Origin of the sequence: Pseudomonas sp. NPDC087615 (assembly GCF_044743445.1) — a bacterium.
In the GTDB taxonomy this organism is placed as follows: domain Bacteria; phylum Pseudomonadota; class Gammaproteobacteria; order Pseudomonadales; family Pseudomonadaceae; genus Aquipseudomonas; species Aquipseudomonas baetica_A.
On sequence record NZ_JBIUWM010000025.1, the window covers coordinates 1 to 22,390 of the forward strand.

26 protein-coding genes are annotated in these 22,390 nt (G+C 59.4%); 12 read left to right on the forward strand and 14 right to left on the reverse strand.

All coding sequences use genetic code 11. From position 1 onward, the window contains the following. The coding region (gene cysN / locus ACIOU6_RS14345; protein WP_401137254.1) for a sulfate adenylyltransferase subunit CysN at positions 1 to 1,676 on the forward strand (1,676 nt) is incomplete at its 5' end. A 170-nt stretch (positions 1,677 to 1,846) separates the two neighbouring features. Here cysN and ACIOU6_RS14350 read toward each other — a convergent pair. From ACIOU6_RS14350 to ACIOU6_RS14360, 3 genes are read right to left on the reverse strand one after another with little or no spacing between them, the layout of a single operon-like run. Further along, positions 1,847 to 2,752 carry an acyltransferase gene (locus tag ACIOU6_RS14350; RefSeq protein WP_401137257.1) on the reverse strand — a complete coding sequence of 302 codons (906 nt, stop codon included), beginning with the start codon at positions 2,750 to 2,752 and terminating at the stop codon, positions 1,847 to 1,849. Then, on the reverse strand, positions 2,753 to 4,852 hold the full coding sequence (gene pta, locus ACIOU6_RS14355) for a phosphate acetyltransferase (RefSeq protein ID WP_221730019.1): 2,100 nt from the start codon (positions 4,850 to 4,852) through the stop codon (positions 2,753 to 2,755). Positions 4,853 to 4,912: 60 nt separating this feature from the next. After that, the gene (locus tag ACIOU6_RS14360; protein ID WP_221730018.1) at positions 4,913 to 5,239 is read right to left on the reverse strand and encodes a DUF3565 domain-containing protein; all 327 of its coding nucleotides are present in this window, start codon (positions 5,237 to 5,239) and stop codon (positions 4,913 to 4,915) included. On the opposite strand from ACIOU6_RS14360, the gene ACIOU6_RS14365 reads away from it, so the two are divergent. The 3 genes from ACIOU6_RS14365 (at position 5,208) to ACIOU6_RS14375 (ending at position 7,560) form a co-directional block, all read left to right on the forward strand. Beyond that, positions 5,208 to 5,693 carry a peptidylprolyl isomerase gene (locus ACIOU6_RS14365; RefSeq protein WP_150604393.1) on the forward strand — a complete coding sequence of 162 codons (486 nt, stop codon included), beginning with the start codon at positions 5,208 to 5,210 and terminating at the stop codon, positions 5,691 to 5,693. The genes ACIOU6_RS14360 and ACIOU6_RS14365 overlap by 32 nt on opposite strands. Before the next feature lie 124 nt (positions 5,694 to 5,817). Continuing rightward, complete coding sequence (locus ACIOU6_RS14370; protein ID WP_221730017.1) at positions 5,818 to 6,300, forward strand: glutathione peroxidase; 483 nt, start codon at positions 5,818 to 5,820, stop codon at positions 6,298 to 6,300. A 156-nt stretch (positions 6,301 to 6,456) separates the two neighbouring features. Further along, a complete protein-coding gene (locus tag ACIOU6_RS14375) occupies positions 6,457 to 7,560 on the forward strand; it encodes an NADH:flavin oxidoreductase (protein ID WP_221730016.1) in 1,104 nt (367 codons plus the stop codon). A gap of 107 nt (positions 7,561 to 7,667) precedes the next feature. Here the strand turns inward: ACIOU6_RS14375 and ACIOU6_RS14380 are convergent, their stop codons facing one another. Continuing rightward, on the reverse strand, positions 7,668 to 8,867 hold the full coding sequence (locus ACIOU6_RS14380; RefSeq protein WP_221730015.1) for a glycosyltransferase family 1 protein: 1,200 nt from the start codon (positions 8,865 to 8,867) through the stop codon (positions 7,668 to 7,670). Between the two features lie 40 nt (positions 8,868 to 8,907). Further along, a complete protein-coding gene (gene cysZ, locus ACIOU6_RS14385; RefSeq protein WP_221730014.1) occupies positions 8,908 to 9,660 on the reverse strand; it encodes a sulfate transporter CysZ in 753 nt (250 codons plus the stop codon). Positions 9,661 to 9,970: 310 nt separating this feature from the next. Here cysZ and trxB point away from each other — a divergent pair, with 310 nt between their 5' ends. After that, complete coding sequence (gene trxB / locus ACIOU6_RS14390) at positions 9,971 to 10,933, forward strand: thioredoxin-disulfide reductase (RefSeq protein ID WP_221730013.1); 963 nt, start codon at positions 9,971 to 9,973, stop codon at positions 10,931 to 10,933. A gap of 188 nt (positions 10,934 to 11,121) precedes the next feature. On the opposite strand, the gene ACIOU6_RS14395 is transcribed toward trxB, so the two are convergent. The 6 genes from ACIOU6_RS14395 to ACIOU6_RS14420 all read right to left on the reverse strand — a co-directional run bounded on the left by ACIOU6_RS14395 (position 11,122) and on the right by ACIOU6_RS14420 (position 14,199). Next, the gene (locus ACIOU6_RS14395; RefSeq protein ID WP_221730012.1) at positions 11,122 to 11,460 is read right to left on the reverse strand and encodes a HopJ type III effector protein; all 339 of its coding nucleotides are present in this window, start codon (positions 11,458 to 11,460) and stop codon (positions 11,122 to 11,124) included. Beyond that, on the reverse strand, positions 11,453 to 11,749 hold the full coding sequence (locus ACIOU6_RS14400) for a DUF1244 domain-containing protein (protein ID WP_038357554.1): 297 nt from the start codon (positions 11,747 to 11,749) through the stop codon (positions 11,453 to 11,455). Before ACIOU6_RS14400 ends, ACIOU6_RS14395 begins: the two co-directional genes overlap by 8 nt. 99 nt (positions 11,750 to 11,848) lie before the next feature. Beyond that, on the reverse strand, positions 11,849 to 12,220 hold the full coding sequence (gene folX, locus ACIOU6_RS14405; RefSeq protein ID WP_221730011.1) for a dihydroneopterin triphosphate 2'-epimerase: 372 nt from the start codon (positions 12,218 to 12,220) through the stop codon (positions 11,849 to 11,851). Continuing rightward, on the reverse strand, positions 12,221 to 12,781 hold the full coding sequence (gene folE, locus ACIOU6_RS14410) for a GTP cyclohydrolase I FolE (RefSeq protein ID WP_221730010.1): 561 nt from the start codon (positions 12,779 to 12,781) through the stop codon (positions 12,221 to 12,223). A 21-nt stretch (positions 12,782 to 12,802) separates the two neighbouring features. Next, positions 12,803 to 13,513, reverse strand: coding sequence for a dihydromonapterin reductase (folM, locus tag ACIOU6_RS14415; protein WP_401137268.1), 711 nt, complete (start codon positions 13,511 to 13,513; stop codon positions 12,803 to 12,805). A 110-nt stretch (positions 13,514 to 13,623) separates the two neighbouring features. Next, positions 13,624 to 14,199, reverse strand: coding sequence for an antibiotic biosynthesis monooxygenase (locus tag ACIOU6_RS14420; RefSeq protein WP_221730008.1), 576 nt, complete (start codon positions 14,197 to 14,199; stop codon positions 13,624 to 13,626). A 213-nt stretch (positions 14,200 to 14,412) separates the two neighbouring features. Here ACIOU6_RS14420 and ACIOU6_RS14425 point away from each other — a divergent pair, with 213 nt between their 5' ends. Continuing rightward, positions 14,413 to 15,372 carry a MerR family transcriptional regulator gene (locus ACIOU6_RS14425; protein WP_401137272.1) on the forward strand — a complete coding sequence of 320 codons (960 nt, stop codon included), beginning with the start codon at positions 14,413 to 14,415 and terminating at the stop codon, positions 15,370 to 15,372. A gap of 18 nt (positions 15,373 to 15,390) precedes the next feature. On the opposite strand, the gene ACIOU6_RS14430 is transcribed toward ACIOU6_RS14425, so the two are convergent. Both ACIOU6_RS14430 and ACIOU6_RS14435 read right to left on the reverse strand, forming a co-directional pair. Further along, entirely contained in the window at positions 15,391 to 15,996 is a 606-nt protein-coding gene (locus tag ACIOU6_RS14430; RefSeq protein ID WP_339432025.1) for a hypothetical protein, read from the reverse strand. Positions 15,997 to 16,068: 72 nt separating this feature from the next. After that, positions 16,069 to 16,527: a PAS domain-containing protein gene (locus ACIOU6_RS14435; protein ID WP_401137275.1), complete on the reverse strand. Its 459-nt coding sequence runs from the start codon at positions 16,525 to 16,527 to the stop codon at positions 16,069 to 16,071. Positions 16,528 to 16,680: 153 nt separating this feature from the next. On the opposite strand from ACIOU6_RS14435, the gene ACIOU6_RS14440 reads away from it, so the two are divergent. Next, positions 16,681 to 17,136, forward strand: a complete 456-nt coding sequence (locus ACIOU6_RS14440) for a flavodoxin (RefSeq protein WP_221730004.1) — start codon at positions 16,681 to 16,683, stop codon at positions 17,134 to 17,136. Here ACIOU6_RS14440 and ACIOU6_RS14445 read toward each other — a convergent pair. Continuing rightward, complete coding sequence (locus ACIOU6_RS14445; protein WP_221730003.1) at positions 17,126 to 18,013, reverse strand: LysR family transcriptional regulator; 888 nt, start codon at positions 18,011 to 18,013, stop codon at positions 17,126 to 17,128. The genes ACIOU6_RS14440 and ACIOU6_RS14445 overlap by 11 nt on opposite strands. Before the next feature lie 95 nt (positions 18,014 to 18,108). Between ACIOU6_RS14445 and ACIOU6_RS14450 the strand changes: the two genes are divergently transcribed. The 5 genes from ACIOU6_RS14450 to ACIOU6_RS14470 all read left to right on the forward strand — a co-directional run bounded on the left by ACIOU6_RS14450 (position 18,109) and on the right by ACIOU6_RS14470 (position 22,056). Beyond that, positions 18,109 to 18,495: a CidA/LrgA family protein gene (locus ACIOU6_RS14450; RefSeq protein WP_401137279.1), complete on the forward strand. Its 387-nt coding sequence runs from the start codon at positions 18,109 to 18,111 to the stop codon at positions 18,493 to 18,495. Continuing rightward, on the forward strand, positions 18,485 to 19,171 hold the full coding sequence (locus tag ACIOU6_RS14455; RefSeq protein WP_221730001.1) for an LrgB family protein: 687 nt from the start codon (positions 18,485 to 18,487) through the stop codon (positions 19,169 to 19,171). The genes ACIOU6_RS14450 and ACIOU6_RS14455 overlap by 11 nt, the downstream gene beginning before the upstream one ends. 131 nt (positions 19,172 to 19,302) lie before the next feature. Beyond that, on the forward strand, positions 19,303 to 20,085 hold the full coding sequence (locus ACIOU6_RS14460) for a class II aldolase/adducin family protein (RefSeq protein ID WP_221730000.1): 783 nt from the start codon (positions 19,303 to 19,305) through the stop codon (positions 20,083 to 20,085). Continuing rightward, positions 20,085 to 20,987, forward strand: coding sequence for an alpha/beta fold hydrolase (locus ACIOU6_RS14465; protein WP_401137284.1), 903 nt, complete (start codon positions 20,085 to 20,087; stop codon positions 20,985 to 20,987). The genes ACIOU6_RS14460 and ACIOU6_RS14465 overlap by 1 nt, the downstream gene beginning before the upstream one ends. Before the next feature lie 157 nt (positions 20,988 to 21,144). After that, entirely contained in the window at positions 21,145 to 22,056 is a 912-nt protein-coding gene (locus ACIOU6_RS14470) for an SDR family oxidoreductase (protein ID WP_401137287.1), read from the forward strand. Positions 22,057 to 22,390: the final 334 nt, after the last annotated feature.

The window sequence follows — 22,390 nt, forward strand, 5'->3', positions numbered from 1 at the left end:
TGGCATTGCTGGTCGACGGTCTGCAGGCCGAGCGTGAGCAGGGCATCACCATTGATGTCGCCTACCGCTATTTCTCCACCGCCAAGCGCAAATTCATCATCGCCGACACCCCCGGCCATGAGCAGTACACCCGCAACATGGCCACTGGTGCGTCCACCTGTGACCTGGCGATCATCCTGGTCGACGCCCGTTACGGCGTGCAGACCCAGACCCGTCGCCACAGCTTCATCGCCTCGCTGCTGGGCATCAAGCACATCGTTGTCGCCATCAACAAGATGGACCTCAAGGATTTCGATGAGGGTGTGTTCGAGTCGATCAAGGCCGACTACCTGAAGTTCGCCGAAGGCTTGAAGATGAAGCCGACCAGCATGCACTTCGTGCCGATGTCGGCTCTGAAGGGCGACAACGTGGTGAACAAGTCCGAGCGTTCGCCGTGGTACACCGGCCAGTCGCTGATGGAAATTCTCGAGACCGTGGAAGTGGCGGGCGACCGTAACTTCACCGATCTGCGTTTCCCGGTGCAGTACGTCAACCGTCCGAACCTGAACTTCCGTGGTTTCGCCGGCACGCTCGCCAGCGGCATCGTGCACAAGGGCGACGAAGTCGTGGTGTTGCCGTCGGGCAAGAGCAGCCGCGTGAAATCCATCGTCACCTTCGAAGGTGAGTTGGAACACGCAGGTCCCGGTCAGGCCGTGACGCTGACCATGGAAGACGAAATCGACATCTCCCGCGGCGATTTGCTGGTGCATGCCGACAACGTGCCGCCGGTCACCGACAGCTTCGAAGCGATGCTGGTGTGGATGGCTGAAGAGCCGATGCTGCCGGGCAAGAAATACGACATCAAACGCGCCACCAGTTACGTGCCGGGCTCCATCGCCAGCATCGTCAACAAAGTGGATGTGAACACCCTCGAAGAAGGTCCGGCGAGCGCGTTGCAGCTCAACGAAATCGGTAAGGTGAGGATCGCGCTTGACGCGCCGATCGCCCTCGACGGTTACGAGAGCAACCGCACCACTGGCGCCTTCATCATCATCGACCGCTTGACCAACGGCACCGTCGGCGCCGGCATGATCGTCGCGCAGCCCGTGACTCACGGCACCGCGACGCACCACGGCAAACTGGCCCATGTTGCTACCGAAGAGCGCGCTCAGCGTTTCGGCCAGCAACCGGCCACCGTGTTGTTCAGCGGTTTGTCGGGCGCGGGCAAGAGCACGCTGGCGTACGCCGTTGAGCGCAAGCTGTTCGACATGGGGCGTGCGGTATTCGTGCTGGATGGCCAAAATCTGCGTCACGACCTCAACAAAGGTCTGCCGCATGATCGCGTCGGTCGCACCGAAAACTGGCGTCGTGCCGCGCATGTTGCGCGTCAGTTCAACGAAGCGGGCCTGCTGACGCTGGCGGCATTCGTGGCACCCAGCGAAGAGGGGCGTGAGCAGGCCAAGGACCTGATCGGCAAGGAACGTCTGCTGACGGTCTACGTCCAGGCCTCGCCGACTGTGTGCGCCGAGCGTGATCCGCAAGGGTTGTATGCTGCCGGTGGCGACAACATTCCGGGCGAATCCTTCCCGTATGACGTGCCGCTCAATGCTGATCTGGTGATCGACACCCAGTCGCTGTCGCTGGAAGAAAGCGTCAAGCAAGTGCTGGATCTGCTGCGTCAGCGTGGTGCGATCTAAGCGTTAGCTGCAAACCAAAAAGCCCGCCGATGAGCAATCATCGGCGGGCTTTTTATTTCGGGCCAACTCGGTCAACTGTGGGAGCGGGCTTGCTCGCGAAAGCGGTGGATCAGCCAGCATCAGCGTTGAATGGTAAACCGTATTCGCGAGCAAGCCCGCTCCCACAGGAATCAATGGCGGTCTGGATATTCGCGGTGCATCTGTTCCAACAGCGCATCCTTGTCCAGCCATAGCTGATTGATCCAGCCTTGAAACTGCAGGCGATATTCGCCGTCCTGGTCGTAGTTCTTGCCGATGAATTGCGGCGGGATCTTCAGCGCTTCAAAGTGCACCACGACATCCCGCACATTCCCACACAGCAGGTCCCAGAAACCCGGACGTCCGGCCGGATAGTGGATCGTCACGTTGACGATCGACTCCAGTTGTTCACCCATTGCGTCCAGTACAAAGGCAATGCCCCCGGCCTTGGGCTTGAGCAGGTATTTGAACGGTGATTGCTGTTGAGCATGCTTGCCTTCAGTGAAGCGCGTGCCTTCGACGAAGTTGAAAATCCCCACCGGATTGTTGCGGAATTTCGCGCAGGTCTTGCGGGTGGTTTCCAGATCTTTGCCTTTCTTCTCCGGGTGCTTGGCAAGGTAAGCCTTGGAGTAGCGCTTCATGAACGGAAAGCCCAGCGCCCACCAGGCCAGACCGATCACCGGCACCCAGATCAGCTCCTGCTTGAGGAAGAACTTCAGTGGCTGGATGCGCCGGTTGAGGACGTATTGCAGCACCAGAATATCGACCCAGCTCTGGTGGTTGCTGGTGATCAGGTACGAGTGTTGATAGTCAAGACCTTGCAGGCCGCTAAGGTGCCAGCGCGTGCGGCGCACCAGGTTCATCCAGCCTTTGTTGTTGCTGATCCAGGCTTCGTGGGTGTGGCGCATCAGCCAGCCGGCGATGCGCTGAGTGACAGCGAACGGCAAGGCCTTGACCAGCGCCACACAGAACAGAAACGAGCACAGCACAATGGTATTGAGCGCCAACAGCAGCGAGGCGATCACGCCGCGCAGTGGTGCAGGTAGAAAGTCCAGCATTTACACATCCATAGGTCGGTTGGCGGCTTGGATCGCCGTGAGGGCGATGGTGTAGACGATGTCGTCGACCTGTGCGCCGCGTGGCAAGTCGTTCACCGGTTTGCGCAGGCCTTGCAGCATCGGGCCGAGGCTGACGCAATCGGCGCTGCGCTGTACGGCTTTGTGGGTGGTGTTGCCGGTGTTCAGGTCAGGGAACACGAACACCGTGGCGCGACCGGCGACCGGACTGTTGGGCGCCAGTTGCCGTGCCACGTTCTCGTTGGCGGCAGCGTCGTATTGCAATGGGCCGTCGATCAGCAGCGAGTGCTGTTGCTCATGGGCGAGCAGGGTGGCTTCGCGGACTTTCTCGACTTCCTCGCCTGTGGCCGATTCGCCACTGGAGTAACTGATCATCGCCACGCGCGGGGTGATGCCGAACGCGGCGGCAGAGTCAGCGCTTTGCAGGGCAATCTCGGCCAGTTCGGCGGCGCTTGGGTGCGGGTTCATCACGCAGTCGCCGTAGACCAGTACTTCTTCGGGGAACAGCATGAAGAACACCGACGACACCAGCGTGCAGCCCGGCGCGGTTTTAATCAGTTGCAAGGCTGGGCGGATGGTATTGGCGGTGGTGTTGATGACACCGGAAACCAGCCCGTCGACTTCATCCAGTGCCAGCATCATGGTGCCGATCACCACGGTGTCTTCCAATTGTTGTTCGGCCATCGGCGCGTTGAGGCTTTTGGTCTTGCGCAGGGCGACCATCGGCTCGACATAGCGCTCGCGGATCAGGTCCGGGTCGAGGATTTCCAGCCCTGGCGGCAAGACGATGCCTTGGGCACGGGCCACGGCTTCGACGTCTTCGGGTTTGGCCAGCAACACGCAACGGGCGATGCCGCGCTCCTGGCAGATCGCCGCTGCCTGCACGGTGAACGGCTCGCTACCCTCGGGCAGGACGATGCGCTTGTTGGCGGCTTGGGCGCGCTGGATCAATTGATAGCGGAACACCGCCGGCGACAGGCGCATTTCCCGTGGCGTGCCACAGCGTTGGTGCAGCCAGTTGGCATCGAGATGGCTGGCGACGAAATCGGTGATGATTTCCGCACGCTCGCGGTCATCGATGGGGATTTCCTTGTTCAGGCCATTGAGCAGGTTGGCGGTGTCGTAGGAGCCGCTGCTCACCGACAACACCGGCAGACCGGCCTGCAAGGCGCCACGGCACAAGTCCATGATGCGCGGATCGGGCAGGGTGTCGCTGGTCAGCAGCAGGCCGGCCAGTGGCACGCCGTTGATCGCCGCGAGGCTGACGGCGAGGATGATGTCGTCGCGGTCGCCCGGCGTCACCACCAGCACGCCGGGCTTGAGCAGCTCGACGGTGTTGCGCATGGTCCGCGCGCAAATGATGATTTTGCTCATGCGCCGGGTTTCGTAGTCGCCGGCGTTGAGCACTTGCGCGCCCATCAGGTCGGCCACGTCACGGGTGCGTGGTGCGTTGAGTTCGGGCTGGAACGGGATGCAGCCGAGCAAGCGGAAATCGCCGTTGCGCAGTAATGGCGAGTGCTCCTTCAGACGTGCGGCGAAGGCCTCCATGCTCTCGTCGGTCTTGACCTTGTTGAGGATCACGCCGAGAACCTTCGGGTCCTTCGGGCCGCCGAATAATTGCGCCTGCAATTCGACACGGCCGGAGAGTTCGGCGAGCACTTCGTTTTCCGGTGCCGACACCAGAATCACCTCGGCATCGAGGCTTTTGGCCAGGTGCAAATTCACCCGCGCGGCGTAACTGGCGCTGCGGGTCGGCACCATGCCTTCCACGACCAGCACGTCCTTGCCGACGGCTGCCTGCTGATAAAGGGTGATGATTTCTTCGAGCAGCTCATCGAGCTGGCCGTCGCCGAGCATCCGCTCAACGTGGGCCAGGCCCAACGGTTGTGGCGGTTTCAGACCATGGGTGCGGGCCACCAGTTCGGTGGAGCGCTCAGGGCCGGTGTCGCCCGGGTGCGGCTGGGCAATCGGCTTGAAGAAACCGACTTTCAACCCGGCTCGCTCAAGCATGCGCACCAGCCCGAGGCTTATGGAGGTCAGACCCACACCAAAATCGGTGGGCGCGATAAAAAAAGTTTGCATGCGAATTCTCTAAGGGTGCATGGCAATGGCGATCATCTATCTCTGACGATCTGCCGAATTTCAGTCGCCAAGGTTATCGCTAACCGAGCCTTGTGCGCACCAACCGCAGGCAAAGGGTTGGCCTATTTTTTCAATACGTTGCGCCGGGTCCAGCACCCACGCCCGCGATTGCCAGGGTGGCTGGTGACGCAGGTGCTGAGTGTGGCCACAGGAAAGCTCGGCCACCCAGTGATCCTCTTTGTCCTGATGGAAGCCAGTAATCGTCGAATCCCGTTTGTCCGGGTTGTGTTCGCTTTCGCGCGATTGCTTCGCTAAACTTCGCCTTTCTAAATTCTTATGCAAAAGGTCTCGCCCCATGCTGATCGCCGCCAATAAGGCTGTCTCCATCGACTATACCCTGACCAACGACGCTGGTGAGGTCATCGACAGCTCCGCCGGCGGCGCTCCGCTGGTCTACCTGCAAGGCGCAGGCAACATCATCCCGGGCCTGGAAAAAGCCCTGGAAGGCAAAGCTGTTGGTGACGAGCTGGAAGTTTCCGTTGAGCCGGAAGACGCTTACGGCGAATACGCGGCCGAACTGGTCAGCACTCTGAGCCGCAGCATGTTCGAAGGTGTTGACGAACTGGAAGTCGGCATGCAGTTCCACGCATCGGCGCCGGACGGCCAAATGCAGATCGTGACCATCCGTGACCTGGACGGCGACGATGTGACTGTTGACGGCAACCACCCACTGGCCGGTCAGCGCCTGAACTTCAAAGTGAAGATCGTTGCTATCCGTGACGCCAGCCAGGAAGAAGTCGCTCATGGTCACGTCCATGGCGAAGGCGGCCATCAGCACTGATTTTCTGCGCTAAGCTTTCGAGAACTGGAGAGGCGCCTGCGGGCGCCTTTTTAGTCCGCGGCTGTCCTTGGTAGCTTCGCCAAGTGGCCGTTTCGAGTAGAACACGGGAATCCTGGAGTTCGTCATGAGTGCTTTTCACGACCTTAAGTTGACAGCCCTGGATGGTCAGGAGCTACCGCTGGCGCCCTTCAAGGGCCACGTCGTGCTGGTGGTCAACGTCGCCTCCAAATGCGGCTTGACCCCACAGTACGCGGCGCTGGAAAACCTTTATCAGCAGTTCAAAAGCAAAGGCTTCAGTGTGTTGGGCCTGCCGTGCAACCAGTTTGCCGGTCAGGAACCTGGCACCGAACAGGAAATTCAGGAATTCTGCAGCCTCAACTATGGCGTGACATTTCCGTTGTCGAGCAAGCTCGAAGTCAACGGTCACGATCGTCACCAGCTCTACCGTTTGCTGGCGGGCGAGGGTGCGGAATTTCCCGGTGACATCACCTGGAATTTCGAGAAGTTCCTGCTCGGCAAGGACGGCCGGGTGTTGGCCCGGTTCTCGCCACGCACGGCGCCAGACGATCCGACCATTGTTCATGCGATTGAAAAAGCGCTGAGCTGAAACCTGAAAATCGCAGCCATCGCGCTGCGATTTTTTTGCCTGCCTTTTGACCCTTAATCATTCAGATCAATAGTGCTTCCGCGCTGGCGTCACTATTCATATTATCGCCGTCATATGGGTTATGCCCTGTCGATAATGTTTTCGTGGAGCCTTGTGATGCCCGTTCAAGCCCTGTTCAAACCGTTCCACCTCGGTGCCCTCGAACTGCCGACCCGCGTGGTCATGGCGCCAATGACCCGTTCGTTTTCTCCGGGCGGCGTACCGAACTCTAAAGTCATCGAGTATTACCGCCGTCGCGCAGCCGCTGGTGTCGGCCTGATCATCACCGAAGGCACCACCGTCGGCCACAAGGCCTCGAACGGCTATCCGAACGTGCCGCACTTCTACGGTGAGGCCGCGTTGGCCGGCTGGAAAAAAGTCGTCGACGCCGTCCACGCTGAAGGCGGCAAGATTGTTCCGCAACTGTGGCACGTCGGCAGCGTACGTCGTATCGGCACCGAGCCGGACGCCAGCGTGCCGGGTTACGGTCCGTCGGAAAAACTCAAGGACGGTCAGGTCGTGGTTCACGGCATGAGCAAACAAGACATTCAGGACGTGATCGCCGCTTTCGCTCAGGCGGCCAAAGATGCACAAAGCATCGGCATGGATGGCGTGGAAATCCACGGCGCCCACGGCTATCTGGTCGACCAGTTCTTTTGGGAAGGCAGTAACCAGCGCACCGACGAATACGGTGGCAGCCTGGCCAACCGTTCGCGTTTCGCTATCGAACTTATTCAGGCAGTACGCGCGGCGGTCGGGGAAGGTTTCCCGATCATCTTCCGTTTCTCGCAGTGGAAGCAGCAGGATTACACCGCACGTCTGGTGCAAACCCCGCAAGCGTTGGGCGAGTTTCTCAAGCCATTGTCCGAGGCAGGCGTGGATATTTTCCACTGCTCGACTCGGCGTTTCTGGGAACCGGAGTTCGACGGGTCCGAGCTCAACCTGGCAGGCTGGACGCGTAAGCTAACGGGTAAACCGACCATCACTGTCGGCAGCGTCGGGCTCGATGGCGAATTCCTGCAGTTCATGGTCAACACCGACAAGGTCGCCCAACCGGCCAGTCTGGAGAACCTGTTGGAGCGTTTGAATAAAGAGGAATTTGATCTGGTGGCAGTAGGCCGTGCGCTGCTGGTGGATCCGGACTGGGCGCAGAAAGTGCGCGAAGGACGTGAGCAGGACATTCTGCCGTTCAGCCGTGAGGCGTTGATGACGCTGGTTTAACGGGCGCCTTCATAGGCCCCTTCGCGAGCAAGCCCGCTCCCACAATTGAAATGCATTCCAATGTGGTAGCGGGCTTGCTCGCGAAGACGGCTCAAAGCCAGCGGTAATCAAGGCAATGTCTGCGCATTCGGCACCACCTGCTCCCCGACACATGCCCCACGCAAATGGCTTTCAAACTGTTCGATCACCGCCGCCCATCCCTGGCGACTTGCATGTTGCCGCGCATTCAGGCGCACGCAACGCAATGTCTCATGCACCTCCAGCAACCACGCCGCCGCATCACAGAACGCCTCTTCATCGCCCGGCATCGCCAGTACGCCGTTATAGCCATGGCGAATATGCTGCGCCGCCGCTGCCTGATCGTAAGCCACCACGCCAAGCCCTGAAGCCAGCGCTTCGAGCACCACATTGCCAAAGGTTTCCGTCAGGCTCGGAAACAGGAACACATCACCGGACGCATAGTGCGCCGCCAACGCTTCACCGCGCTGCGCCCCACAGAAAATCGCCTCGGGCAGATCTTTTTCCAGGGCCATACGTTGCGGCCCGTCGCCGACCACGATCAGCTTCAGATTGCGCTGTGGATAAGTGCTGCGCAGTTTTTCAAAGCAGCGTTTGAGCAAACCGAGGTTTTTTTCTGGCGCGAGTCTTCCTACATGAATCACAGCAATGTCGCGCTCACCCAGCCCCCATTGCTCACGCAAAGCGTTCATGCGTTTGGTTGGGTGGAACAACTGGCTGTCCACGCCTCTGGACAACAACGCCAATCGCTCGAAATGCCGGCGCTCCAGCTCCAGTCGCTGGCTGACACTGGGCACCAGCGTCAGCGCCGAACGATTGTGAAACCAGCGCAGGTAATGCGTCAGCATCCGGGTCAGCAGACCGAGGCCGTACTGGCTGGTGTATTGCTGGAAATTGGTGTGGAAACCGCTGACCACCGAGATCCCCAGGCGCCGCGCTGCACGCAACGCCGACAACCCGAGCGGGCCTTCAGTGGCGATGTACAGCACGTCAGGGCGCTGGTGCTTCCAGCGCCGCAGCAGTTTGTGCATCGACGACTGGCCCCATTGCAGCCCCGGATAACCCGGCAACGGCCAGCCACGACACAACAACACTGCATCGTCGTCACTGCGCTGCGGATCACCGCCCTGACGCGGCCGCACCAAGTCAACTTGATGGCCGCGCGCGCGCAATCCATCGCACAAGCGACCAAGGGTATTGGCCACCCCGTTGATTTCCGGTGGGAAGGTTTCGCTGATCAGTGTGATGTGTAGAGCTGTCGTCATGACCTCAGTGTCGGCTGAGGCCATGTCGCGCTTGTGACGGTCGGATGATGGATTTGTGACGGGGTCAGCGTTGGGTTACAAGGTTCTCGGCACCACGCTCACGCACCCAGAACAGTGTCGCCCCGGCCACAGCGGCCGGCATCATCAGGACATTCACCACAGGGATCAGCAACACCAGATAAACAATCCCGCCAAAACTCATGCTCTGCCAGCGTTTCTGCCGCAGCCAGGCGAGCATCTCGTTCCAGCCCAGTTTGTGGTTGTCCGCCGGGTAGTCGATGTACTGGATAGCCATCATCCACACGCCGAACAGCAACCACAGCGGCGCGGCAACGATGTTCACCACCGGGATGAACGAGAGGATGAACAGACCAATGGCCCGCGGCAGGAAGTAGCCGAGCTTGCGCATTTCCCGGGCGAGGGTGCGCGGGATCATCGCGATCAATTCGCCCCAGCTGAACGCCGGGAAGTCATCGCTGCCGCGCACGACCACTTCGACTTTTTCCGCGAGGAAGCCGTTGAAGGGCGCGGCGATGATATTGGCCAGCATGGTGAAGGTGAAGAACACCATCAAAGCCACCAACACCACGAACAGTGGCCACAGAATGTAACTGAGGAAACTCAGCCACTGGGGCAGTGACGGCATCAGCGTATCGACCCATAGGCTGAACTGATGGCCGGCCAGATAGATCAATCCGACGAACAGCACCAGGTTGATTGCCAGCGGCAACAACACGAACAGGCGCAGGCCCGGGCTGAGAACCAGTTTGAGGCCTTCGCGCAGGTATTGCGGGCCGGACAGAACAGGGGCGGGCATAAGGGGCTCCGAGCAAGGGAAAACGCGCCGACCTTACCGACTTTGCAAGATGTGCGAAAGCGCGGCAGAGCGATCGACATTCACTGTAACAAAGACGTCCATCTCGTCAGTGGGTCGGTATAGAGACCACCTATGAGCTGGATTGTTAAACCGTATTTCCTTAATCTTGCCCCCCTCGATACGCTGCACCCAACTTTTTACAGGACTGTCGAGCTCAAGCCTTCCCCAAGGTTTCCACGGTCCTTTTTTATTCCCGCCGGCAGTCCGGCGATCCGTGCCAGCTTTTCGGCCCGGTCTACAGGAGCAGGTCATGTCTGAAGTCCGTCATTCGCGAGTGATTATTCTCGGTTCCGGCCCTGCCGGTTACAGCGCTGCGGTATACGCGGCCCGTGCCAACCTCAAGCCACTGCTGATCACCGGCATGCAGGCCGGCGGTCAACTGACCACCACCACCGAAGTCGACAACTGGCCGGGCGACGTCCACGGCCTGACCGGTCCTGTGTTGATGGAGCGGATGCGCGAGCACGCCGAGCGTTTTGAAACCGAGGTCGTGTTCGACCACATCAACGCCGTTGATTTCGCTTCCAAGCCCTACAGCCTGACCGGCGACAGTGCGACCTACACTTGCGACGCCCTGATCATCGCCACCGGCGCCAGCGCTCGTTACCTGGGCCTGCCGTCGGAAGAAGCGTTCATGGGCAAAGGCGTTTCGGCCTGCGCGACCTGCGACGGTTTCTTCTACCGCAACAAGCCTGTTGCAGTGGTTGGCGGCGGCAACACCGCTGTTGAAGAGGCGCTGTACCTGGCCAACATCGCCAGCACTGTGACCCTGATCCACCGTCGCGAAACCTTCCGCGCCGAGAAGATCCTGATCGACAAGCTCAACGCCCGTGTGGCCGAAGGCAAGATCATCCTCAAGTTGAACGCCAACCTCGACGAAGTGCTGGGCGACAACATGGGCGTGACCGGTGCGCGTCTGAAGAACAACGATGGCAGCTTCGACGAGATCAAAGTCGACGGCGTGTTTATCGCCATCGGCCACACGCCGAACACTTCGCTGTTCGAAGGCCAGTTGACCCTCAAAGACGGTTATCTGGTAGTGCAGGGCGGCCGTGATGGCAACGCCACCGCGACTAGCGTCGAAGGTGTCTTTGCCGCCGGTGACGTGGCTGACCACGTTTACCGTCAAGCCATCACCTCGGCCGGCGCCGGCTGCATGGCGGCACTGGACACCGAGCGTTACCTGGACGGTCTGCAGAACGCTTCGTTCTAAGATCGCGGGCACAAAAAAAACCGGCTTCGGCCGGTTTTTTTGTGCCCGTTACTCACAGGCGCCACAGTCCAAAGGTGGGAGTGGGCTTGCTCGCGAAGGCGTCGTTTCAGGCGATATTTTGGGTGACTGGCACACCGATTTCGCGAGCAAGCCCGCTCCCACAAGGGGACCGGGTTGGCAACGCAGGATCAGCGGCGGCTCAGGGGCTGTTTTTCGAACTTCACACCGGCCAGACCATTTTTGATCAGCGCACGAATATTGCCGTGATCACTGCCCTCAGGCGTGGCCACCACTGAGCGGTAATGTTCGCCGAATGCCAGCAGCGCTTCTTCATCGCTAAAGCCTTCCAGCATTGCCAGACCCAGGGTCTTGCATGAGCCTTCGTTCTGCCCGGCGGCGTTTTCTACGCCACCGTTGTTGAACGCCTGAGGCTGGTAGTCGTAACCGGCGGCGATGAAGGCCAAGGTGTCGGCAAAAAGGTGCTCGCCGCTCTTGAGGCTGGTGCGCAGGGTGTTCAGATCACTCATGAGGTTTTCCTTTGGCGAACGCCGCTTGTTGTTCGGCGTTGGCTTCTTGCTGAAATTGAGCTTTCCATTCGGCGTACGGCATGCCGTAAACCACTTCGCGGGCGTCATCGAGGCTGACCTCGATCTGGCGCTCGTCGGCTTCGGCCTTGTACCACTTCGACAGGCAGTTGCGGCAGAACCCGGCAAGATTCATCAGGTCGATGTTCTGCACGTCCTTGCGGCTGTCCAGGTGGGCGACCAGCCGGCGGAAGGCGGCGGCTTCGAGTTCGAGGCGTTGTTGCTCAGTCATAAAAGTCTCTGCGAGACAGCTTCGAGCGGCGAGCTGCGAGCTGCAAGATTTCAATGGTGGGGTGCCGTAGCTTATCGCTTGCAGCGCTAAGCTAGAAGCTCAGCGGCTGGCCGCGAGCGTTATTGACACCGACTCGGCAAAGCGCAATGCATGCGGCTTGTCGACTTCGACTTCGGCATACAGCACCGAGCCGTTGGTCATCACCAGATCCAGCAATTCCTGGGTCAGACGCTCGAGCAGCGCGAAGCGGTTGCCCTCGACGTGGGCGATGATCGCCTTGGTGATGGTGCGGTAGTTCAGCGCATGATCGATGTCGTTGTCGCGCACCGCTTCCTGCGCCGCGTACAGGATAGTGAGGTTGATCAGCACATCCTGCTTGTTGAGGATTTCGTCCTCGTTGATCCCGATAAAGGTGCGCAAGCGCAGATCCTTGACCCGGATGCGCGCCATTCCCGGTTGAAGTTGTGCCATTTACTTGCTCCGTCCAATCAATTGCAGGAACTCCTGGCGGGTGTTGCTCGACTCACGAAAGGCGCCGAGCATGACCGAGGTGTTCATGGTCGAATTCTGTTTCTCGACACCGCGCATCATCATGCACATGTGTCTGGCCTCAATGACCACGGCGACGCCGGCGGCATCGGTGACTTGTTGAACCGCATCGGCAACCTGTCGGGTGAGGTTTTCCTGAATTTGCAGGCGCCGGGCGAACATGTCCACCAGTCGCCCGATCTTCGACAACCCCAGCACCTTGCCCGTCGGAATATAAGCCACATGGGCCTTGCCGATGAAGGGCAGGAGGTGATGTTCGCACAATGAGTACAGCTCGATGTCGGCGACGATGATCATCTCGTCGCTGTCCGAGGCAAACAGCGCGCCATTGACGATCTCATCGACGCTCTGCTCGTAGCCGTGACACAGGTATTGCAGCGCCTTGGCTGCGCGTAGCGGCGTGTCTCGCAGTCCTTCGCGGTCGGGATCTTCGCCAAGACCGATCAGTATGTCGCGGTAATGCTCGGGCAGGGAGCGGGTCATGCAACATCCTCGCGGGCGGTATTATTTGACGTGCCGTCCGCCGTTGACGGTCAGGGTCGTGCCGGTGACATACGGGTTGTCGAGCAGGTAGCGCAGGCTCTGATAGATCACTTCACTGCCGGGTTCGATACCCAGCGCGGATTTGGCCAGCGCTTTGGCGCGGTACGCCGCGTCGTCATCGGGATTGAACAATAGCAGGGCAGGGGCGATGCCGTTGACCTTGATCGCTGGCGCATAGCGAGCGGCGAACGACAAGGTCAGGCTGTCGAGCCCGGCCTTTGTGGCGCAGTAACCGATGTGCTTGCTGCTGCCCTTGCGGGTGACATCATCGCTGATGTGGATGATGTCCGCAGGCGTCGATTGCGTGAGCAGATCGGCGCAATGCAGGTTGATCAGATAGGGCGCGAGCATGTGCACGTTGAACATGCGTGTGAGCGCTTCAGCTTCGTTGTCCGGGGTTTCGGCCAGCCATTCGGAGGCGTTGTGTACGATTGCCCGCAGGCTGTCAGTGTGGGTTTTCAGTTCGGCGATGAAGGCGAGTATGCCGGCTTCGCTGGAAAAGTCCGCAAACACGCCGGTGGCGCCCAGATCACGCAGCACTTGCACGCCAGGACGTTCGCTGCGGTAACTGAAGATCACAGCGTGGCCGTCTGCAAGCAAACGCTGCGCGCAATGCAGGCCGACACGCTGGCCGGCGCCGGTGATGAGGATCGGGGCGGAGGTTGTGGTCATGTACGGCTCGCGTCGCGGTTGAAGTAAAAACTATAACAGCGACACGAGCGACCCACCTATTGCAGAACCGACTTCAGGTGGGTTCGAGCAAGCCCGCTCCCCCAGAAGGATCAGCGATTTTGGGCGCAAGGGGTAACCGGCAAGGGGCGCGCTGGCGTGCGGTTCAACCAATTTGCCAGTAATCGGGTCGACAATGGAATAAAGAAATAAACCATCAGCGGCGTCAGGCATGCCGTGCTGATCAGCATCCGCGGCAGCAGGCTCATTTCACTGAGCAGCGGACCGAGGACAAAGTTGAACAGCAGCGACACCGGGAAGAACGCCAGCCAGATCGCGACAGCCTGTTTCCAGCGTGGCGGGCGCTGGCCGATCGCATCGGCGCCGAACCAGCCCTCAATGCCGCTGACGCGATGCTCCTTCGGGTGCGCAAACAGGTCGCTGCCACGATCCAGCCAGGCAGTACGCGAGGCCGAATGCTCCCACGCATGCAGTGTGTGCTCATCGGCAAACCGGAAAATGATTTGAAACTCGTTATCGCCGGGCGGTGGAGCGAGCACACCGGAGCCGAGATAACCGGGGAAGTCGGTGGCCAGTTGTTCACCTTCGCGCAGCCAGGCGATCAGATCCTGATAGCGTCCATCGGCGACGCGACGCGCAACCATCAGCGTGACGGGGGAAGTAGACATTGTATATCTCCGTATTTCGAGTGCGCCGCTCCGGGTAGGAGTTTCGCCTGACGCAGGGCCGGGGGTAGTGGCCAGCGTTTTACAGTATGCAAGGAATATTCCGGATTTTACCGATTTAACCAGCGACTTTGGTCGCTGTTCATCGCTTGAATCTTAATGCCCCATCAAGGTTAGAATGGGATCCAATTCGCCAACAGGGAAGTTGATTGTCTTATGTCTGTCATCACGGACAAAAGCCCTGCTTCGCAGGCATCCATTGCGCTGGAATGTGAAGATCTGTTCCCCATACGTGAAGTCGCACGATTGACCGGCGTTAACCCGGTCACGTTGCGTGCATGGGAGCGGCGCTATGGTTTGATTCAACCTACACGCACCGAAAGTGGGCATCGCTTGTATTCGATGGCCGATATCGAGCGCGTTCGCAGCATTCTCGACTGGATCGATCGTGGTGTGTCCGTCAGCAAAGTCGGCAAGATTCTGGCCAAGACCGAGCCGTTGAAAGTGCTGGCGCACATCATCCCCGACGATCGGGTGCAGGCCGATTATCTGCAATGGCAGGTGCAACTGCAGGATGCGATCAGTTCGTTCGATGATCAGCAACTGGATCTGGTCTACGGTCAGATCTTTTCTTCTTATGCGTTGCCCGTCGTGTTCCAGGACATTCTGATGCCCTTGTGGCTGCAACTGCTGCAGCGACAAGATGCTTTCGGGCAAACCAGCGAATGGCTGTTCTTCGATGGATTTCTCAGAGCTCGGGTATTGCAGCGGATCGTCATGCTGCGCGGCTCGAAACCGCGCAGGGTGATTGTCAGTGCCTTGGCCGGACAATGCCGAGAGCTGGAACTGCTGGTGACGGCACTGTTCCTGAGTGGTAATGGCGCAGGGGTCCGCGTGCTGACCACCGGCCAGCCGTTCGATGAACTCACCCTGGTCTGCGAAAGGACCCGGCCTGAGGTACTGGTATTGTTTTCCAACCACGCGCCGAGCGCCGACCTTCCCCGGAGCTTGAGCCGGCTGGCGTTGAGCCTTGATTGTCAGGTGTTGCTGGCGGGGGATGCCTCCGATCTGGCGCAGGAGAGCCTGGCCGGAACTTCAATCGGTTGCATTGGTAATGAAGGGGCGACGATGCGTCAGCGTCTGAAGCAGTTTATGGCGGGCACGCTGGATACCTGAAGGTCAGGTTTTAAAGGCTCAGGTGTGCAGGGCCGGGTGTGTCAGGCGATGTTGTTGCAGGATGAACTGGCGCAGGCGTTCGGTTTCATCGGCATCGGTCTGGCTCAGTTCGTAGGCGAAGAAACCTTGCTCGGTTTCTCGTTCGAAATGGCCACGCAATGAAATCCGCTCATAACCCGATGGGCTGAACCACAGAGCGAAATGCTTGGGCGGTTTGGTTTTGTTGCGCACTTCCAGCAATACGCCTTTGTGCGAGATCTCGTGTACCCACAGCGGGCCCGGCTGGCCTTTGGCGTTCTCCAGTGCCACCGGTTCTTCAAGAGCCAGTCGCCATGGGCGAACCATCGGGCCGTCTTCGTAAATGCTCGGTACGCCGAGGCGCAGATGCAGCGCGTGAAACTCGTCCTCCACCAAATGCAGCGGGAAGGTCATCTGCTGATTTTCGAAGTTGGCCTGGATGGTGACCTGTTCGTGAGCGGCCAGACGCGTGAGCAAGTCACGGATCTGCGAACCACCATTCACCAGCAGGCTCGACGTCGCATCCCGCACATTCAATTGCGGGTTGTGTTGCATGGTCTGGATGAAATCCAGCTCATCCTGAGTGAGGAGGGCGTCGCGTTGCATGGCGGACTCGAAAGGAATAGTTACAAAGTCTTTGGTGATTGTAGTTAATGACAATTGGTTCGCTGTTTTGTTTTAACCGTTTGTCGCTTTCAGTTCAGCCAGTTCGGCTTTGAGTGCGGCGACCTGGGCTTCCAATTGCGCAACGCGTTGCTGGGCCTTGACCTGAACCGTCACATCTTTTTGAACACCGACGAAATAGGTTTGTCTGTCATCGGCGTTTTTCACCGTTGAAAGCGACAGTTCATTCCAGAACGGTGTGCCGTCCTTGCGATAGTTGCGCAGGATTTCCCGGCAAGATCCGCTATTGCGCAGCGCTTCGCGAATCAGTGTCAGGTTTTCCTGATCCCTGTCTCCGGATTGCAGAAAGCGACAGTCTTGATAGAGGATTTCCTCGCTGGCGTAACCGGTCAAGCGCTCGAAGGCCGGGTTGACGTAAATCAGGATGTTGTCCTGATCGCCTTCCTTTTCCGCGACCACAATTCCATCGTTCGATGCGTTGATCACCATTTGCAGCAGGCTGGCGTTGATCATCTTTGAATCCTTTCAGAGGTGTCAGTGGCGGGCATTCTAGAAGATCGGCGGAGGCTGTCTATAGGTCATTAGCGCTTATTGGGAGTTAATCGCAACTTCGCCGTTCAGGCTGTTAATATCGACGCTCTTTTTTTCAGCTCCAGGATCAGATTGATGAAAGTCGCCATCCTCTCCGGTTCGGTCTACGGCACCGCCGAAGAAGTCGCCCGCCACGCCCAGAATCTGCTGAAAGCCGCCGGCTTTGAAACCTTCTACAACTCGCGCGCCAGCTTGACGGACATTCAGTCTTTTGGCCCTGAAGCGCTGCTGGCGGTGACCTCGACCACCGGCATGGGCGAGTTGCCGGACAACCTGCAGCCTTTGTATTCGACCCTTCGTGATCTATTACCCGCTGCCTGGCGCGGTTTGCCGGGGGCGGTGATTGCGCTGGGCGACGCCAGTTACGGCGACACCTTCTGCGGCGGCGGCGAGCAGATGCGCGAACTGTTCGGCGAACTGGGCGTGCGCGAAGTGCAGGACATGCTGCGCATCGACGCCAGCGAAAGCGTGACACCGGAAACTGACGCCGAGCCTTGGCTGGCTGATTTCATCGGCGCGCTCAAGGGCTGACCGGCCGCTCGCGCAGCAGAGACAACCAGGCTTGCGCAGCTTTCGACAGATAGGCGCCCTGACGCCAGATGAAAACGATATCCCAGCGCAGAGAGTCCGGTGCTTTCAGGGTCAGGCGCACGACGCCTGGCCGCACCAGCCCACGCGCGACCACGCTGGGCAGCAACACCACGCCTTGCCCGGCGGCCACCAGTGACACCAGAAAATCCGCCTGACCACTGCGCCCGCCTTCCTTCGGTGTGAAGCCCATCTGCTGGCACGCCTGGAGCAAGCGATCATTGAGCACAAAACTGCGTTGATACAGCAGAAACGGCGTATCGGCCAACTCTTCCAGACCGATTTCGCCTCGCTCAGCCAACGGATGATCCATCGGCAACAGAGCATCGAGCTTCTCATCGCAGAACGGCTGATAGTCGAACTGCGCATCCTTGGGCAACAAACTGCCGCCCAATTCCAGTTCTGCGCTCAACACGGCTTGCTCAATATGGCGGCTACCGCCTTCAAGCAATTGGATCTTGATATTCGGATAGCGCCGACGGTATTCGGCAAACAGCCCGGCGAATAACGTGTCACTGCCCAACAGCGGCAGGCCCAGGCGCAATTCGCCACGGGCCAGATGGCTGAGGTCGTCGAGTTCGCTGAGCAATTCATTGCGCAAGCGCAGCATGCCTTCGGCTCGTTGCAACACCACGCTGCCGGCGGCGGTCAGGCGCAACTGCGAACCCAGCCGTTCGAGCAACGGGGTGCCCAGGCTTAGTTCGAGTTGTGCGACTTGTTTGCTCACGGCTGATTGGCTGATGTGCAGGGTTTTCGCGGCCTGGGTAAAGCCACCCTGATGCATGACTTCGACAAAACTGCGCAGTTGTTTGAATTCCATGGCCTGATTCCTTTTTGGAATGGCTTCGAGTCTAACAATTCGCTTCTGGGATGGGTGCTCGGTTCGTAAAATAAGCCCCTGTCAGGAGCAAAACCATGAACGCCGCACCCTTAAAGTATCTCTCCCGTCTTAGTGCCGAACTGGCCGTGTTACTCGGTCTCTACTTGCTTGGCTGCCAACTCGCCGCTTGGCTGGCGTGGCCGATTCCCGGTGGCGTGATCGGCATGGCGCTGTTGCTGCTGGCGTTCGCCTTCGGCTGGGTCAAACCGGCGGCATTGCAATTGGGCGCGGGGCTGCTGATGGCGGAGATGCTGCTGTTCTTCATCCCGGCGCTGATGAGCCTGCTTGATTATGGTGCGCTGCTGCGCAATGACGGTTGGCGGATTCTGTTGGTGATCGCCGCCAGCACGTTGATGGTCATGCTGGTGACGGCGTTCACCGTTGAATGGGCCGTGCGCCTGAGGCGGTCCCGTGAAGCTTGAACTGATGCCAGTGTTCTGGCTCGCATTCACCCTGCTGGCGTACCTGTTCAGCCGCTGGATTTATCGGCGCACCGGCCGTTACCTGCTGTCGCCGCTGATTCTGGTGCCAACGCTGTTGTTGGCGCTGGCCGTGCCGCTGCACACCGCTTACGCCGAGTATTCCAGCAACACCCATTGGTTGATGCGGGTGCTCGGCCCGGTGACAGTCGCCTTCGCCGTGCCGATCTGGCAGCAGCGGCATCTGTTGATGCGGCACTGGCCTGCATTGATGCTCGGAATGGTTGCCGGCAGCACGGCATCAATCGCCACCTCGTTCGGACTGGCCAAGGCCCTGGCACTGGACAGTTCGGTGACGATGTCGCTGGTGCCGCGCTCGATCACCACGCCATTCGCCATGCCGCTGGCTCATGATCTCGGCGGCGTACCGGAATTGACGGCGGTGTTCGTGATGTTTACCGGGGTGTTTGGCGCGATGCTCGGCGGCGTTCTTTTGAAGTGGTTGCCAGTGCGCAGTGCCTTGGCCCGTGGCGCCCTGTTCGGTGTCGGTGCCCATGGCGCCGGTGTCAGCCGCGCCCATGAAGTGGGCGGTGAGGAGGGCTCGGTGGCGGGGCTGGTGATGGTCCTCACCGGGTTGCTCAATCTGTTCGCGGCCCCTTTGTTGGCGTCGTTGCTTTGACACGGATCCAAGCTGTTTGCCGGGCTGACTCGTTCAGTCATCAAGCTGGCTGCCAATGCAACTACGCGATGGCCTGCGCCTGACTAGACTGCTCACACGTGCAGAACAATAAGAACGCAGAGGTGCATACAGTGAGCGTAGCCCCCGTCCAATCGTCCCTAAATGTCAAAGATCAGGTCAGCGCTGCGGAATGGCAGACCCGAGTCGATCTCGCCGCCTGTTATCGCCTGGTCGCGCTGCATGGCTGGGATGATCTGATCTTCACGCACATTTCGGCCAAGGTGCCGGGCACCGAAGATTTCCTGATCAATCCGTTTGGCCTGATGTTCCACGAGATCACCGCATCAAGCCTGGTGAAAGTCGATCAGGCCGGCAACAAACTCATGGACAGTCCTTACGAAATCAACCCCGCCGGTTACACCATCCACAGCGCCGTGCACGAAGTTCGACACGATGTGGTTTGCGTGCTGCATACGCACACGGCCTCGGGGGTTGCGGTGTCGGCGCAAAAGCAGGGTGTGCTGCCGATCAGTCAGCAATCGCTGTTTGTCCTGTCCAGCCTCGCTTATCACGCCTATGAAGGCGTGGCCCTCAATCACGAGGAGAAGGCGCGCTTGCAGGCCGACCTCGGCGATAACCATTTCCTCATGCTGCACAACCACGGTCTGCTGACCTGTGGCGGCACTATCGCTGACACTTTTCTGATGATGTTCACCTTCCAGCGTGCCTGCGACATTCAGGTGATGGCGCAGACCGGCGGCGCTGAACTCATTGCCATCGAACCGCAGGTTCTGGCGGGCGCCAAAGCGATGATCGCCGGCGTCACCAAAAGTGCTCAAGGCATGGGTGGCGCGCTGGCGTGGCCGGCATTGCTGCGCAAACTCGATAAACAGAACCCTGGATATCAACTCTGATGCCTCTTGCCGAGATTCCGTTGTGTGTCTGGCGCAAGCGCAGCCAGACCTTTGTTTTTCGTGGTCAGTCGATCCGTTACTGGACGGCGGGGCAGGGTGAGCCGCTGCTGCTGATCCATGGTTTCCCGACCGCCAGTTGGGATTGGCATTACCTGTGGCAGCCACTGGCTCAACGGTATCGCGTGATCGCCTGTGACATGCTCGGTTTCGGCGACTCGGCCAAACCGGTCAATCACCGCTATAGCCTGCTGGAACAAGCCGATCTGCAACAGGCGTTGCTCGCGCATCTGCAGGTCGAGCAGCCGGTACACCTCCTCGCTCATGACTATGGCGACAGCGTCGCGCAGGAACTGCTCGCCCGGCATTACGAGGCGCACATCAAGGTCGCCAGTTGCGTGTTCCTCAACGGTGGACTGTTCCCGGAAACCCACCGCCCGGTGTTGATGCAAAAACTGCTGCTCAGCCCTTTAGGCTGGATGATCGGTCGCGCTTTCACCCGAGACGCGCTGGTGAAAAGTTTCGGACAGATTTTCGGCCCGCAGACCCGGCCAAGCGAGAGCGAACTGGATGATTTCTGGAGTCTGATCGACACCCATCAAGGCCCGCGCATCATGCACAAGCTGATTGGCTACATCCCCGAGCGTCGCGTGCAGCGCGACCGTTGGGTGGCGGCCATGCAGCGTGGCGAAATCCCGTTGCGGGTGATCGATGGCGAAGTCGATCCGATCTCCGGTGCGCACATGGTCGAGCGGTACCGGGAGTTGATTGCAGACGCGGACACCGTGCTGTTGCCGGGTATTGGTCACTATCCGCAGACCGAAGCGCCGGTGCAGGTGCTCACGCATTACCTGGCGTTCCGCGACCGTTTGGTGCTGCCGCCGCGCAAAGTGGCGTGCTCCTGAAAGATCAATGGATCGCCGCCAGCGATCTATTGATCTTGCTTGGCATCATCCCCTCACCTTATCGCGCACCATTCAGCCTCAGCCGTGTTCGTTGTGACCCAAAGCCCCGTGCCTGACACTCGGGCTCTCTGTCCTTTGGCCTGCTGGAGTTGCCCTGATGAATGAGTCTGTGCGTTTCGAAGATAAAGTCGTAATCGTCACCGGAGCCGGTGGCGGTCTTGGACGGGCGCATGCACTGCTGTTCGCCAAACAGGGCGCCAAAGTGCTGGTCAATGACCTCGGTGGCTCGACCCAGGGCGAAGGCGCCAATGCTAGCGCCGCCGACCGCGTGGTGGCGGAAATTCGTGAGGCCGGCGGCATCGCCGAAGCCAACCACGACTCGGTCACTGACGGCGACAAACTGGTGCAGAACGCCCTCGACGTCTTTGGCCGCGTCGACGTGGTGGTCAACAACGCCGGGATCCTGCGCGACAAGACCTTCCACAAAATGGACGATACCGACTGGGATCTGGTTTACCGCGTCCATGTCGAAGGCGCCTACAAAGTCACCCGCGCCGCGTGGCCGCACCTGCGTGAACAAAACTACGGTCGAGTGATTTTCACCGCGTCGACTTCAGGCATCTATGGCAACTTCGGCCAGTCCAACTACGGCATGGCCAAACTTGGCCTGTACGGCTTGACACGCACCCTTGCCATCGAGGGCCGCAAGAACAACATTCTGGTCAACGCCATCGCCCCGACTGGCGGCACGCGCATGACCGAAGGCCTGATCCCGCCGCAAGTATTCGAGCAACTGAAGCCGGAACTGGTCAGTCCGTTGGTGGTGTATCTGGCCAGTGAACAGTGCCAGGAGACTTCCGGGCTGTTTGAGGTCGGTGGTGGCTGGATGGGCAAGGTGCGGTGGGAGCGCAGTTTGGGGGCCGGGTTTGATCCGCGTGTTGGATTTTCGCCGGACGATGTCGCGGCGCACTGGCAGCAGATTTGCGATTTTGAAGGCGCGGCGCACCCCAAGGACAACATTGAGGCGCTGAAGGAAATGATGGCGAATTTGCAGAAATATTCGCTCTGAACCCTGCGCAACAATCGGCAGGGCTGCGTCATCCCTGCCATCTCCCCGCTAAAACCCGTCACCCATAAAAAAGGCCGCTGCAAACGCAGCGGCCAAGGTAAGACGTTGGATCAAGGAGCTACAAATCAACGTCAGTGAACACCGGGGCGATCAACCGAAGACCTTCGGCTGATCTGAAATCTGTCAGCAATGGCTTGAGTGGTTAAGGCGCCAAGGCCGAGTGCTTTGCGGCGTGTCCCGTGAAAGCCCGCTCAGAATACGGATTTGAGTCTGTAGGAAAAATAGCGATTGCGGACATGAACTGTTACGGGGCATGTAACAGTCATCCCGCACC